This window comes from Micromonospora sp. NPDC051543 (assembly GCF_044454415.1).
In the GTDB taxonomy this organism is placed as follows: domain Bacteria; phylum Actinomycetota; class Actinomycetes; order Mycobacteriales; family Micromonosporaceae; genus Micromonospora.
Window position 1 is genome coordinate 283,214 of the sequence record NZ_JBITDT010000004.1, and the last position, 13,785, is coordinate 296,998.

15 protein-coding genes are annotated in these 13,785 nt (G+C 72.8%); 6 read left to right on the forward strand and 9 right to left on the reverse strand.

The features are described 5' to 3' along the window. Nucleotides 1-31: 31 nt before the first annotated feature. Nucleotides 32-1,477, reverse strand: coding sequence for a PQQ-binding-like beta-propeller repeat protein (locus ACIA3K_RS09225; RefSeq protein ID WP_396800097.1), 1,446 nt, complete (start codon nt 1,475-1,477; stop codon nt 32-34). A gap of 13 nt (nt 1,478-1,490) precedes the next feature. Continuing rightward, nucleotides 1,491-2,030: an Lrp/AsnC family transcriptional regulator gene (locus tag ACIA3K_RS09230; RefSeq protein ID WP_396800099.1), complete on the reverse strand. Its 540-nt coding sequence runs from the start codon at nt 2,028-2,030 to the stop codon at nt 1,491-1,493. A 130-nt stretch (nt 2,031-2,160) separates the two neighbouring features. Between ACIA3K_RS09230 and hppD the strand changes: the two genes are divergently transcribed. From hppD to ACIA3K_RS09255, 5 genes are read left to right on the forward strand one after another with little or no spacing between them, the layout of a single operon-like run. Beyond that, entirely contained in the window at nt 2,161-3,366 is a 1,206-nt protein-coding gene (gene hppD, locus ACIA3K_RS09235) for a 4-hydroxyphenylpyruvate dioxygenase (RefSeq protein ID WP_355050977.1), read from the forward strand. Between the two features lie 11 nt (nt 3,367-3,377). Then, nucleotides 3,378-4,103, forward strand: a complete 726-nt coding sequence (locus ACIA3K_RS09240; protein WP_396800100.1) for an RDD family protein — start codon at nt 3,378-3,380, stop codon at nt 4,101-4,103. 37 nt (nt 4,104-4,140) lie between these two features. Further along, nucleotides 4,141-5,142: an RDD family protein gene (locus tag ACIA3K_RS09245; RefSeq protein ID WP_396800101.1), complete on the forward strand. Its 1,002-nt coding sequence runs from the start codon at nt 4,141-4,143 to the stop codon at nt 5,140-5,142. Next, the gene (gene hisC / locus ACIA3K_RS09250; protein WP_396800102.1) at nt 5,139-6,242 is read left to right on the forward strand and encodes a histidinol-phosphate transaminase; all 1,104 of its coding nucleotides are present in this window, start codon (nt 5,139-5,141) and stop codon (nt 6,240-6,242) included. The genes ACIA3K_RS09245 and hisC overlap by 4 nt, the downstream gene beginning before the upstream one ends. Nucleotides 6,243-6,260: 18 nt before the next feature. Further along, the gene (locus ACIA3K_RS09255) at nt 6,261-6,617 is read left to right on the forward strand and encodes a hypothetical protein (RefSeq protein ID WP_396800103.1); all 357 of its coding nucleotides are present in this window, start codon (nt 6,261-6,263) and stop codon (nt 6,615-6,617) included. A gap of 49 nt (nt 6,618-6,666) precedes the next feature. On the opposite strand, the gene ACIA3K_RS09260 is transcribed toward ACIA3K_RS09255, so the two are convergent. The 6 genes from ACIA3K_RS09260 to ACIA3K_RS09285 all read right to left on the reverse strand — a co-directional run bounded on the left by ACIA3K_RS09260 (nt 6,667) and on the right by ACIA3K_RS09285 (nt 11,499). Continuing rightward, complete coding sequence (locus tag ACIA3K_RS09260) at nt 6,667-7,038, reverse strand: LPXTG cell wall anchor domain-containing protein (RefSeq protein ID WP_396800104.1); 372 nt, start codon at nt 7,036-7,038, stop codon at nt 6,667-6,669. Between the two features lie 99 nt (nt 7,039-7,137). Next, nucleotides 7,138-8,394 carry a PQQ-binding-like beta-propeller repeat protein gene (locus ACIA3K_RS09265; protein ID WP_396800105.1) on the reverse strand — a complete coding sequence of 419 codons (1,257 nt, stop codon included), beginning with the start codon at nt 8,392-8,394 and terminating at the stop codon, nt 7,138-7,140. 84 nt (nt 8,395-8,478) lie between these two features. Further along, a complete protein-coding gene (locus ACIA3K_RS09270; protein ID WP_396800106.1) occupies nt 8,479-8,961 on the reverse strand; it encodes an SRPBCC family protein in 483 nt (160 codons plus the stop codon). A 111-nt stretch (nt 8,962-9,072) separates the two neighbouring features. Then, nucleotides 9,073-9,282, reverse strand: coding sequence for a DUF397 domain-containing protein (locus tag ACIA3K_RS09275; protein WP_355050986.1), 210 nt, complete (start codon nt 9,280-9,282; stop codon nt 9,073-9,075). Between the two features lie 154 nt (nt 9,283-9,436). Beyond that, nucleotides 9,437-10,633 carry a fumarylacetoacetase gene (gene fahA, locus ACIA3K_RS09280; RefSeq protein WP_396800108.1) on the reverse strand — a complete coding sequence of 399 codons (1,197 nt, stop codon included), beginning with the start codon at nt 10,631-10,633 and terminating at the stop codon, nt 9,437-9,439. Then, complete coding sequence (locus ACIA3K_RS09285) at nt 10,630-11,499, reverse strand: hypothetical protein (RefSeq protein ID WP_396800109.1); 870 nt, start codon at nt 11,497-11,499, stop codon at nt 10,630-10,632. Before ACIA3K_RS09285 ends, fahA begins: the two co-directional genes overlap by 4 nt. Before the next feature lie 94 nt (nt 11,500-11,593). Between ACIA3K_RS09285 and ACIA3K_RS09290 the strand changes: the two genes are divergently transcribed. Continuing rightward, complete coding sequence (locus tag ACIA3K_RS09290; protein ID WP_396800111.1) at nt 11,594-12,760, forward strand: homogentisate 1,2-dioxygenase; 1,167 nt, start codon at nt 11,594-11,596, stop codon at nt 12,758-12,760. Here ACIA3K_RS09290 and ACIA3K_RS09295 read toward each other — a convergent pair. Then, a complete protein-coding gene (locus ACIA3K_RS09295; protein ID WP_396800112.1) occupies nt 12,757-13,785 on the reverse strand; it encodes a tetratricopeptide repeat protein in 1,029 nt (342 codons plus the stop codon). The two genes, ACIA3K_RS09290 and ACIA3K_RS09295, sit on opposite strands and share 4 nt — an antisense overlap.

Here is a 13,785-nt window from a genome sequence, read left to right on the forward strand (position 1 = left end):
GCAGCGCTCAGCGCCCCGAAGTCCCACCCGCTCAGCCGTCCTTGCCGCCGTCCGGTTCGGTGCACAACTCACCCTTGGGCCCGCAGTCGCCGTTGCCGTCACCCGACCCCGGGCGGGTGCCAACCGGGCCGGGGTTGCCGCCGTCGCCGGGCTGCGGGACGGGGGCGCCGGGCGTGGCGCCGAAGCGGACGTACCCGATCTCCCGACCCTCGCCGATGATCATGCCCTGCGAGCCGACGGCGAGGGCGTTCGCCGAGGTACGCAGGACGGCCAGCTCCCGCCCGGTGCGCGGGTCGAGGGCGACCAGCCGCGACGGCTTCTCGTCGGCGAGCACCGCCGCGTACGGGGTGAGCGCCGCGCCCGCCTTGGCGCTGGCCGGCCTGGTCCACCGCACCTTGTCGGCGCCGAGTTCACGGGACACCACCGAACGCTTGTCGGCGGAGCGGAACACCGCGTAGCGGTCGTCGACGGCGACGAGCTTGGTGCTGGCCTCGCCGACCCAGAGCAGCCGTCCGTCGTACCCGTCGATGACCGCCTCGCGGCCGTCCGGGCCGACGCCGATCAGCACGTTCCGCGCGCCCTGCGGGTCCTCGCGCTGGACACAGCCGGCGGTGTCGGCGGTGCGCAGGTTGACCCCGGCCCGCTGCCACGCCTCCTGCCCGGTCGCCGGGTCCCGCGCGGAGATGGCGAAGTAGCAGGTGCCGTCCTGGGAGCGGGCGGCGATCCGCAGCATCCGACCGCCCACCACCGACAGCCGCTCGTCCCGGCCGGGCTCGACGTTCTGCAGCACGCGACCGGTGGCGGTGTCGACGACGTGCACCCGGCCGTCGACCGGGAAGCCGAGCAGCGGAGGTGCGGTCTCGGCCCCGGCCACTCCGTCGTCGATGCGGGTGGCGGTGAGCCGGCGGGTGCCGCGCAGGCCGGGGTTGTCGGCGAGCAGGCCGCTGTGCACCCCGGGCAGGAAGGCCGTCCACAGTGGCTTGGTGCCGCGCGGGTCCCACGCGCTCAGCGTGCAGTCGGTGGCGTCCGTGCAGCGGGCGTCCAGCAGCAGGTTCCGGTACGTCCACACGGCCACGGCGTCGTCGTCGCGCCGTCGGACCGCCCCGGTGGTCGGGTCGAGCAGCTCGTACCCCTTGACCAGGAGCTTGCCCACGGCGACGACCGGATCGCGGTCGCCACCCGCGACCGCCGACCAGTCCGCCTTGCGTTCCCAGAGCTGGGCGCCGGTGGCCAGGCTGCGGGCCTCCACCCGGGTGCGCTGCTCGACCACGACGGTGTCGCCGGCGATGGTCACGCTGCGCGGGGTGCCGCCGACCCGCTGCTGCCAGATCACGTCCGGCTCGGAGATGGGTTCGCTGCGGTCCACCCAGTCCCAGATGCCGGGGAACGGATTCCAGACGCCGGTGGCGGCGAGGGCGACGACCACGGCGAGGCCGGCCAGCAGCCCGACGCGCACGCTCCCCTTCGCCACCCGCACACCGTAGCCACGATCACGGATCTTCCGTACGCCCGCGCCGCCGTGTCGCCGCGCTTTCTGCGCCGGAAGGTGTTACGGCGCTGCGGACCAGTGGGAGCGTGCGGTAGGGAATCTGCTCCGCCAGCGCGATGATCGTCGACGCGCGGGTGATGCCGGCGAAGGCGACGATCTGGTCGATCACCCGTTGCAGGTCCGTGTTGGAGCGGGCCACGATCCGGCAGAGCAGGTCGCTGGAGCCGGTGATGGTGTGCGCCTCCAACACCTCGGGGATCGCCGCCAGGTGGGCGGTGACCGGGTCGTGGCCCTGCCGTTGGCTGATCTCCAGCGTGACGAAGCTGGTCACCCCGAAGCCGATCGCGGCCGGCGAGATCTCCGGACCGAAGCCCCGGATGACACCCCGCTCGACGAGCTTGTCCAGCCGCGCCTGCACGGTGCCCCGGGCCACGCCGAGCCGCCGGGAGCACTCCAGCACCCCGATCCGCGGCTCCTCGGCGAGCAGTTCGACCAACCGGACATCGAGCGCGTCGAGCTGTACACCCTGCTCACCTCTCACGGGTTCAGACCATACCGAATGCGCAACCTGACCAGCATTTACGTCGACAGTTGCCCACTCGATGCCCGCACCGCGATCCTTCGGTCAGGAACCGGCCCACGAGGCCGGCCGGTACGCGAGGGAGGCCACCATGACCCAGGCGATCGACCGACCCCAGTCGACCGAGGACGTCGACATCGACCGGCTCGTCGGCGCTGTCGACCACGACATCAGCCACGACCCGTTCCCCGTCCGTGGGCTCGACCACGTGCACTTCCTGGTCGGCAACGCCAAGCAGGCGGCGCACTACTACTCCACCGCGTTCGGCATGACCTGCGTGGCGTACCGGGGCCCGGAGCAGGGTTACCGCGACCACGCCCAGTACGTGCTGACCAGCGGCTCGGCCCGGTTCGTGCTGACCGGCGCGGTGCGCCCGGACGCCGACGGCGCGGAGCACGTGGCGAAGCACAGCGACGGCATCAGCGACATCGCCCTCGAGGTGCCGAACGTCGACGCCGCGTACGCGCACGCCGTCGGTCAGGGCGCCACCGGCGTCGTCGAGCCGCACGACGTGACCGACGAGAACGGCACCGTCCGGATGGCCTCCATCGCCGCGTACGGCGACACCCGGCACACGCTCGTCGACCGGTCCCGCTACCGGGGCCCGTTCCTGCCCGGCTTCGTGGCGCGCGGCCCGATCGTCGACCGGCAGCCCATGATCGACGCCGGCATCCAGCCGAAGCGGTTCTTCCAGGCCGTCGACCACGTGGTCGGCAACGTGGAGCTGGGCCGCATGGACGAGTGGGTGGAGTTCTACAAACGGGTGATGGGCTTCTCCAACATGGCGGAGTTCGTCGGCGACGACATCGCCACCGACTACTCGGCGCTGATGAGCAAGGTCGTCGCGAACGGCACCCGCAAGGTGAAGTTCCCGCTCAACGAGCCGGCCATCGCCCGCAAGAAGTCGCAGATCGATGAGTACCTGGAGTTCTACCAGGGCCCGGGCGCCCAGCACATCGCCGTCGCGACCAACGACATCGTGGCCAGCGTCGACGCGATGCGCGCCGCCGGTGTCGAGTTCCTGGACACCCCCGACTCGTACTACGACGACCCGGAGCTGCGGGAGCGGATCGGCAACGTGCGGGTGCCGATCGAGCAGCTCAAGGAGCGCAAGATCCTGGTCGACCGGGACGAGGACGGCTACCTGCTCCAGATCTTCACCAAGCCGGTGCAGGACCGCCCGACCGTCTTCTTCGAGCTGATCGAGCGGCACGGCTCGCTGGGCTTCGGCAAGGGCAACTTCAAGGCGCTCTTCCAGGCCATCGAGCGGGAGCAGGAAGCGCGCGGCAACCTGTAACACTGTCCAGCGTGACGCAGCCTCCGTCGTACCCGACGCCGCCGGCCGGTGGGCCTCCGCCCGCCGCCGGCGGCGTCGCGCCATCGCCCGGCCCACACCCCCAGGGGTACGGCGTGCCGCCGCACCAGGCCCCACCGGGGTACGGCGTGCCGCCGCAGTACGCCCCACCCGGGTACGCCCCGCCGCACTGGCCGGTCGCCCCGCCCGCGCTCAGCCCGGGCGGGCAGCCGCTGGCCAGCTTCGGTGACCGGCTGCTGGCCTGGCTCATCGACTCGGCACTGGCGAGTGTCGTGTCGATGGTGCTGTTCCTGCCGGTCTTCCTGGTCCTGTGGTGGCAGATGTTCAGCGAGATGACCCGGACCAACCCGGACGGCACGCTCGTGGAACCCGACCCGGCCACCGTCTTCACCGACTTCTTCCTGCCGCTGCTGCTGGCGGAGCTCGGCTTCTTCGTCGTGCTGCTCGGGCTCTACTGGCTGTACCACGTGGAGTACCTCAAGCGCGGCGGCCAGACGCTCGGCAAAAAGATCATGAAGCTGCGCGTGGTGCCGATCGATCCGAACCGCACGCTGGACCGGCGGATGGCCGGCCGTCGGTGGCTCGTGCAGTACCTGGCGTGCTCGCTGGTCCCCGGCCTGAGTTACGTCGACGGCTTCTGGCAGCTCTGGGACAAGCCCTGGCAGCAGTGCCTCCACGACAAGTTCGCCGCGACGGTCGTCGTTAAGGTTGCCTCGTGAGCGAGCAGACCAGCAGGTACGGCAGCGGAGCGTCGGCGTGAGTGTGGAGCCCGGCTGGTACGTCGACCCGGCCGACCGCGAGACCCGTCGTTACTGGGACGGCGAGGGTTGGCTCGGCGCGGCCATCCCCGTCGACGCGACCCCGCCCGACGGACCGCCCCCGCCCGAGCCGCCGCCGGTACCGGTCACCCCGGTCGCGCCGGCCGGCGCCGCCTCGGCGGAGACCACGCCGGGCTGGCCGCCGCACCCCGGCCCGCCGCATCCCGGCCCGCCGCATCCCGGCCCGCCGCACTCCGGACACGGTCCGCAGGCCGGACCGCCTCCGGGCTGGGGCCCGCAGAACGGTCCCGCCGGTTGGGGCCCGCAGGGCACACCTCCCGGTTGGGGTCCGCAGGGCGTGCCGCCCGGCTGGGCCCCTGGCTGGCCCGGCCGTCCACCGGAGCCGCGTCCGCACGGGCTCAGGTTGGCCGGTTACGGGCGGCGGCTCGTCGCCCGGTTGATCGACTTCGCTCTCGTCTTCGCGCTGAACGTGCTCGTCAACGGCTGGTTCGTCTGGCGGTGGCTGGAAGAGCTGACGCCGTACTGGCGGGAGGCGTTCCGGCGTGGGATGGAGGGCAACACCTCCAGCGAGGGACTGCCGCCGATCAGCGAGCAGGCCGGGCTCCTCCAGGTGGCGATCGTGGTGATCGCCACCGCGCTGTGGCTGGCGTACGAGGTGCCCGCCATGGCCGCCAACGGGCAGACCATCGGCAAACGGGTGATGCGTATCCGCGCCGTCCCCATCGAGGCCGACCAGCCGTTGGGCTTCGGCCGGGCGCTGCGCCGATGGACGACACTGGGCATGCCCACCCTGCTCTGGCCCTGCTTCGGGATCGGCCTGCTGATCCAGCTCATCGACTCGGTGTCGCCGCTCGTCGACCACCCGCTGCGCCGGGCACTGCACGACCGGCGCGCGCTGACGGTGGTCGTCGAGGTCCCCGCCACCACCGGTCCCCCCGCCACCGACGATCACCCTCAGCCCTCGGGAGACACCCCATGACCGACTCCGGACGCCACCAGCCGGCGGTGCGACTGACCCGCGCCGACCTGGACGCGCTGCCCAGCTACGTGCCCGGGCGCAGCCCCGCCGACCTGGCCCGCGAGCTGGGTCTGCCGGAGGCCATCAAGCTCGCCAGCAACGAGGTGCCGTACGGGCCGCTGCCGGGCGTGGTCGAGGCGGTCACCGAGGCGGTCGCCGGCTCGCACCGGTACCCGGACATGGGCGTGGTCGCGCTGCGCGACGCGTTGGCCCAGCGGTACGGCGTCGACGCCGACCGGATCGCCACGGGCTGCGGGTCGGTGGCGCTCGCCGAGCACCTCGTACGGACCACCTGCCTGCCGGGTGACGAGGTGCTGTACGCGTGGCGGTCGTTCGAGGCGTACCCGATCATCGCGGCGACCAGCGGCGCGACAAGCGTGCGGGTCGCCAACGACGCCGGGCACGGGCACGACCTGGCGGCCATGGCGGCGGCCGTGACCGACCGGACCCGGATGATCCTGGTCTGCAACCCGAACAACCCCACCGGCACGGCCCTCCGCCGGGCCGAGTTGGACCGGTTCCTCGATTCGGTGCCGGACGACGTGCTGGTGGTCATCGACGAGGCGTACCGGGAGTTCGTCACGGACCCCGAGGTGCCGGACGGCCTGGACTACCTCGGTCGGCCGAACGTGGCGGTGCTTCGCACCCTGTCCAAGGCGTGGGGCCTCGCCGGGCTGCGGATCGGCTGGCTGGTCGCGCAGCCAGCGGTGGCGGCGGCGGTTCGCAAGGTGGTGACGCCGTTCTCCACGAGCACGACCGCCCAGGCCGCCGCGCTCGCGGCCCTGGCGCAGGCCGACGAGATGGAGCGCCGCTGCGCGCTCATCGTCGCCGAGCGGGAGCGGGTCACCGAGGCGCTGCGCAAGTTCGTGCCCGACGTGCCGACCAGCCAGGCGAACTTCGTCTGGCTGCCGCTCGGCGAGCAGTCCGTGCCGTTCGGCAAGGCGTGCGAGTCGCGCGGGGTGATCGTGCGGCCGTTCGCCGGGGACGGTGTCCGGGCCACCATCGGCACCCCGGCCGAGAACGACGCGTTCCTGGCAGCCGCGGAGGCGGCGCTCGCCTGACCCCGCCGGGAGATCGGGGTGATCTGGGCGTCCGCCACCTCCGCGCCCCGCACCGGCAAGGAGGTGACCCAGATCCATCGGCAGGTCATCGCCCGACTACCGGCCGAGTTGCCGAACGGGCCCTGGAAGGTCGAGGTGCACCTGGAGAGCGGGCTGGTGAAGCACAGCCTGAGCGCGCGGATCGAGTTTCCCGACGCGGGTCACGTCGGCAGACGGGGCAGCGTCGTCTCCCGGATGACGTCCGGCTGGATCGTGACGGCGGCCGCCGTGGGTCTCGCGCTCCTCGCCGGTCTCGCGGTGCTGGCCCGCCGCTCCCGGCAGTCCCGTCGACCTCCCGCCGCGAGGCCACGGGAGCGGATCCCGGCCGGACGTTGACACCACGCCGGCGTCCACCCGACGCGCGACCGCCGACGGCGGGCGCACGTCAGACCTTCGTCCGGCGGACGGCGAACCCACCGACCACCAGCAGGGTCACACCCAGACCGGCGAGCAGCAACGTCGACCCGCCGGAACCGGTGACCGGCAGTCGGCCACCGTGGCTGGGCGTGGGCTGGGGTGGTCCCGGCGTGGGTTGCGTGGGCGTGGGCGTGGGTGGCGGGGGTTGTGTCGGCGTGGGCGTCGGAGACGCCGGCAGGATCTCGAAGGTCACGCCGGTGTCCGCCGACGGCGCGACCCGGACGCTCCCGTACCCACGCGCCCAGGCGGGACCTGCGCCGAGCGCCGGCGGACCCGCCAGGGCAAGGCCCGCCGCGGCGGCCAGCGCGCCACCCACCAGATAGTTACGTGTCCTGCCCATGCGCTGATCCCTTCCGGAGAACCTGAACCGTGAAAAACATACCTTTTATTGACAAAGGGTATGGACGGTTCAGTTCTGCGGCTGCCGGGAACACCACGATCAGGTGGCGGCCAGGATCACCGCCTCCGCCGTCAGGTAGTAACGGCTGTCGTCGCCGGTGGGATCGACCGGCCTGCGAAGACGTTCCACCGCGACGTAGCCGCCCCCGACCCCCACCGCACCGGGCAGCCAGCCCGTCCCGTCCCGACCGACCTCAAGCGAGAAGCGGGACAGTTGCGTACCGGTCACCGGGTCCAGCGTCACCAGGTCGTTGGCTTCGGTCAGCAGGTGCACCCGCTCGGGCTGCGCGGCCAGGACCCGTGTCACACCGAGATCGGCACGCCGCCACAGTTCCTCGCCCGTACGCACCGACCGGCCCACCGCCACCCCGTCGAGCACCACCACGGCCTGCTCACCCACCACGATGGCACCGGCCGGGTCGAGCGCGGGGGCAGCTACCGGCTCGCCGACACCTACCAGCCACCCCCGGCCGGCCTCGTCACCCAGCCCCGCCGTCCGCAGGGCCTGGCAGTCCGACCAGCCGGTACGACAACCGAGCGGAGTCACCACCAACTCGTCCGACCCTCCCGGCGGTCGCCACCGTTCGCGCACCGCGCCGGTCGCCGCGTCCCGGAACTCGACGGTCGCCGGCCCGGCACACCGGTCCAGACCGACCAGCTGGCCGCCGTCGGTGGTGCCGACATCGCTGCGGCACCGGCCGGGCAGGTCGACCCGCCACAGCATCTGGCCGCCGTTCACCTCGACCCCGCGCGCCTCGGTGTCTCCGCTGACCACCACCACCGTGCGGCCGTCCGGCAGGTCGGTGAGGTGCAGCCCGCGTGGATCCCAGACGACTGCCGCACCCGTACGCCGTGCCACCGTCCGGCTCTCGGTGGGCTTCGGGCCGTCGGCGCGCCACCGCACCCGCCCGGTGGCCGCGTCGAGGGCGACCAACCGGCCGTCGGACCAGCGGCTGACCACGATGGTGCCGCTCGCCACCACCCCGGTCAGCTCCGCGGGCCACCGCCGGTACGACCAGTAGGGGGTGGTGCGGTGCCGCCAGTCGACCGGCCGGTCGGCATAGACCTGGCGGTGGGCGGCGTACACCCGCAGCCGCCCGTCCACGATCAACGGGGCGACCGGGAGGCGGCCGATCACACCGGGCGCGGGTTGGGGCGCCGCCGGATAGTCAGCTCGGGCCGGCGTACTCACCTCGGCCGGCGCGAGCACCCGGTGGACGACGACCGCGACGGCCGCCACGGCGAGTAGCACCGCCACCGCCAGCACGAGCCGTCGCCGGCCCCTCGGGAACCCCATGCCGCACCTCCGCCCGGCACCCTACCCAGCGCAGCGGGTCGGAGCCCGGTCAGGTTGTACGGGTCAAGCTCCGGGCACGTGCGCTCAGGCCGCTTCGAGCGAGCCGGCGGCGCGAGCAGCGACGGCCAGATCGGCGAGGTCTCGCCGGAGCGCCACCTCGACAGCCCGGGCGGCGAGGCCACCGAGCAGCAGGGCCACCACCCGACCGTACGGATCGGTGGGCACCGCCTCCTGGGTGACGGTGACCGCGGTGCGCGGGCCGCGACGTCGCCGGGCCGGACGGAGACGCCAGGTGATCCGGTAGTCCACACCGGCACCGGAGGAGCAGAGCACCAGCCTCTGGGGCGCGAGCGCCTCCACGACCAGGAACTCCTCGGTGAGAGTGCCGCCGCCCGGCTGGGCGCGCTCCGCACGCCAGGCGGTGCCCGGCCCGAACGGGCCCGGGGTCAGCACCTGGACCGGACCGGCCCCGGTCAGTCGGGCGGCCCGGTCGGACAGGTCGGTCAGCAGGCACCAGACATCGACGGCGTCCGCCTCGATGAAACCGGTAACCGCGACCGTCGACATGCCACCCTCCCGTGGCAACGACGGTACGCGCGGTACGGGCCGGACGAGGCCCCCGGACGGAATTTCCACCCCCCGGAGGCCACGTTGTCCGTTCCGCCGGCGCGACACCGCTCAGCGTTCGAAGCGACCAGACCTGATCGCCCCGACGAACGCTGTCCATCCCGGCGGGCTGACGGCCAGTGTGGGGCCGCTCTGGTCCTTGGAGTCGCGGACCGCGACCAGGCCGATCACGTCGACCAGGTTGTCCGCCACCTCCACGCAGAGTCCCTGGTCGTTGGACCGGCTGCTGGTACGCCAGAGCGCTCCGGTGAGATCGTGCATCGTTGTACCTCCGTGTGCGTCGGGACGCCCCACCACTCCAGAAGGGGGTGGCGGGGCGACTGATCCGCGTGATCAACGGGGTAACGGCGTGTGGTTATCGCACAGACGGTGCGACCAAGAGTCTCGTCGATGAGACGGCTCGGCGGCGGGTGCCTCAGCGGGCCGGCTGGACCGTGCCGGTGACCTCGCCCAGGGCGATGGTGGTGCCGTCCGGCCCGGGCGCGGTGGCGGTGATGGTGACGGTGTCGCCGTCGGCGAGGAAGGTACGGCTCTCGGCGCCGACCTTCGCCGGCTCGGCCCCGCCCCAGGTCAGTTCCAGGAACGAGCCGACCTGGGAGCGCTCAGGGCCGGAGACGGTGCCCGAGGCGTACAGGTCGCCGGTGCGCAGGGACGCGCCGTTCACGGTCAGGTGCGCCAACTGCTGGGCCGGCGTCCAGTACATGCCGGCGAACGGCGGCTCGCTGACCCGTTCACCGTTCCACTCGACCGACAGCCGCAGGTCGAGCCCCAGGTGCGGCACGTCGCGCAGGTAGTCGACGACCGGCGGGTCCTGGTCCGGAGCCGGCACGAAGGCGTCGGCCAACGCTTCCAACGGCGTCACCCAGGCCGAGACCGAGGTGGCGAAGGACTTGCCGAGGAACGGGCCGAGCGGCTGATATTCCCAGGCCTGGATGTCGCGGGCCGACCAGTCGTTGACCAGCACCACCCCGAAGACGTGATCGGCGAAATCGTCCACCGCGACTCGGTCGCCGAGCGCGCTGGGCACACCCACCACGAAGCCGACCTCGGCCTCGATGTCGAGGCGTACCGACGGGCCGGTCACCGGACCCTCGGCGGACGCCCGCTGCCCGGTCGGCCGGACCACCGGCGTGCCGGAGACCACGACCGTCCCGGCGCGGCCGTGGTAGCCGATCGGCAGGTGCTTCCAGTTGGGCAGCAGCGGCGGCTGACCCGGGCGGAAGATCTGCCCGACGTTCGACGCGTGGTGCTCCGACGAGTAGAAGTCGACGTAGTCGGCCACCTCGAACGGGAGCAGCATCTCCACGTCGGCCAGGGGCACCAGCAGCGGCTCGACCGCCGGCCGGTGCGCCGGGTCGGTGAGCAGCTCCACGATCCGCTGGCGGACCGCCGTCCACTGCGGACGCCCGAGCGCCATGAAGTCGTTGAGGGTGGGCCGGCCCAGCGCGCCGGCGGCCAGCAGCAGCCCAGCGGCCTCCGCCCCGGCCAGGTCGAACACCCACGAGGAGATACGTACGCCGATCCGCGGCTCGTCCCCGGCGGAGGCGAACACCCCGTACGGCAGGTTCGTCACGCCGTACGGCGAACCGTCAACGCCGCTCACCCAGGTCATGCGTCGTAGCCCCCGTTCACCAGCCCCAGCCGGATCAGATCGGTAAGTGGTTCCAGGATGCTGCACGAGCCGAAGCCGACCCAGAGCGGGCGCGGCGCGTCCAGCCGTCCGTTGACGCGTTCGAGCAGCGGACGTGGATCGAGGGCGGCCAGCAGTTCGGCGACCACCCGCACGCTCTCCCCGTCGGCGGCGGCGAGCGTCGCGGCAAGCACGTTGGCGTAGCCGTGGTGGGTGAACCCGGTCTCCGGATCGAGGTGCCGTACCGCCTGGTGCAGTCCGGCGGTGAGCTTGAACGGCAGCGCGCGGTCGCGGCAGGCGCAGAGCACCGCCGCCAGCTCGGCCGGGGTGGGGAACAGCTCGGCGGCGAGGCCGCCGGTGCGGAACTTGGCGGCGATCGGCACGCCGTCGGCCCGGGCGGCGGCGAGCGCGTCCAGGGCGCCCAGCAGGCCGAAGGTCAGCGGCAGCTCGGCGTAGACGGACTCGACGCCCGGCCGGGTCTCGGTCAGCCGGAGCAGCTCGGCGATGCCGGGTAGCGGGTCCTCGCCCCGCTTGGCGACGGCCACCTCGACCTGGCGGGCCGTCACACCGTCGGGCGGCAGGAAGGAGAGCGCGAACGGCAGGCCGGCGATCCCGGTGTCACCGATCAGCCCGACCACGAAGCCCTCAGCCGGGTCGACGAAACCGCTCAGCTCGCCGGTCACGACGGTCGAGGCGGGGACGAGCAGCGGGCCGACCAGATCCGCGTACCAGGCTGCGCGGTGCTGGCGGTGCGCCTTCAGAGCGTCGAGCAGCGTGGCGCTGCCCGGAGGGAAGACGGCGGCGTCGTCCACCAGGCCGTCGAGGAGCGCGGGCACCTGCGTTGACACGGAACAAGAATCTACGGGACGCTACAAGGAACGGACAACAGCGTCCGATTATCGGACGCCTTCGGCCGGTGAACGGGATATATCGGGAGGCGAGATGCCGTACTACCGCAGCGTCGGCGAGGTGCCGCGCAAGCGCCACACCCAGTTCCGCCAGCCCGACGGCAGCCTCTACGCCGAGGAGCTGATGGGACAGGAGGGCTTCTCCTCCGACTCGTCCCTGCTCTACCACCGGCACGCGCCCACCGCGATCCTGGCCGCCGACGAGTTCACCCCGCCCGCGTCCACCCGGACGCCGAACCTGCCGCTCAAGCCCCGCCACCTGCGCACCCACAAGCTCGACGGCGGGAGTGCCGACCCGATCCTCGGCCGGCAGTACCTGCTCGCCAACGACGACGTCCGCATCGGGTACGTCCTCGCCGACCGGCCCTCCCCGCTGTTCCGCGACGCCACCGGCGACCACTGCCTGTACGTCGAGGCGGGCACGATGCGGGTCGAGTCCCCGTTCGGGGCCCTGGACGCGGTCGCCGGCGACTACGTCGTCATCCCCACCTCGACCATCCACCGGCTGGTCCCCACCGGTGACGCGCCCGTCCGACTGCTCGCCGTCGAGGCGTCCGGGCACGTCGGCCCGCCCAAGCGCTACCTCTCCGTACGCGGACAGTTCCTGGAGCACTCGCCGTACTGCGAACGCGACGTCCGCGGCCCCGACACCCCCCTGCTCGTGGACGGCGAGGAGGTCGAGGTCCTGGTCCGGCACCGCCGCGGCTGGACCCGTCACGTCTACGCCAACCACCCGTTCGACGTGGTCGGCTGGGACGGACACCTCTACCCGTGGGCGTTCTCCATCCACGACTTCGAGCCGATCACCGGCCGCATCCACCAGCCCCCGCCGGTGCACCAGACCTTCCAGGGGCCCAACTTCGTCATCTGCTCGTTCGTGCCGCGCAAGGTCGACTACCACCCGCAGTCGATCCCGGTGCCGTACAACCACCACAACGTCGACTCCGACGAGATGCTCTTCTACACCGGCGGCAACTACGAGGCCCGGCGCGGCTCCGGCATCGAGCAGGGCTCGATCTCGCTGCACCCCTCCGGGTTCACCCACGGACCCCAGCCGGGCGCCGCCGAACGCTCCATCGGCGCGGACTACTTCGACGAGTTGGCCGTCATGGTCGACACCTTCCGCCCTCTCGACCTCTGCGACGCGGCGCGCGCCTGCGAGGACGACGCCTACGCCTGGACGTGGGCACGCCGCCCCTAGCGGACGGTTGTTCTGGTGAAGGCGGCGAACTCGGCTATCACCGTGGCGACGATGGCCAGCACCAGCGGCCACGGCGAGCCGACCACGGCGTACACGAGTAGCAGCAGCGGCGCGGCCGCCACCGCGTAGATCGCCAGGGCCATCGTCCGGTCGGCGTGCAGCATGGTCGGCAGGACGGTCCGGGTGAACCCCGGAAGCCGTGCCGCGAGCTGCCACACCACGACGCCGCCGGTCAGGGCGGCGAGCACCGCCAGGACCCGGGAGAACCCGTCGTTCGCCGACGCCGCGAACGCGACCACCACCGCGGCGACCAGTGACCAGCCCGCGCCGTAGAACACCAGGCGGTGCAGGCCGTACGCGAGGGTCCGTGGGGAGTCGATCCGGCTCGGGCCGAACGTCACCATCTCGGCGATCTGCTCCAGCGCCACCGACCAGCGGCGCTGCTCCAGGCGCAGAACGCCGACGTCGTGCCCGACCTCGGCGAGGCGGGGGTCGAGCCGCAGCGCCTCCCGGTAGGCCCGCTCGGCCAGGTCGAACAGCTCCAGCCGAGCCGCGACCAGGCTGAGCACCAGGTGCGCCGCCGGCTCCTGGGGGGCCAGCTCGACCCCACGCCAGGCCGCGTTCAGCGCCGGCTGGCCGTTGCGCGCGTCGGCCAGGATCGCCGCAGCGCTGCGCTGGGCGTACGCGTCGGCCGGCCCGAGCGCCAGCAGCCGGTCGGCGACGGCGGCCGCGTCGGCGTACCGCCCCAGGTCGGACAGCGCCATCGCCCGCACAACGAGCGCCGGCGGGGCGTCCGGTGCGGCGGCGACGGCCGAGTCGGCGGCGGCGAGCGCGTCGGCCGGCCGGTCGGCGGCGAGATGCACCCGGGCCAGCATGGTGAGGGCGTCCGGGTCGGCGGGCTTCAGCGCGAGCCCCTCGGTCAACTCGCCGGCCGCCTCGTCGTGGCGACCCAACTCGGCGAGGAGCTGGGCGCGTTCGAGATAGCCGTCGGCGGCGAACCGGTCGGGGGCGGGTTCGGTGGACAT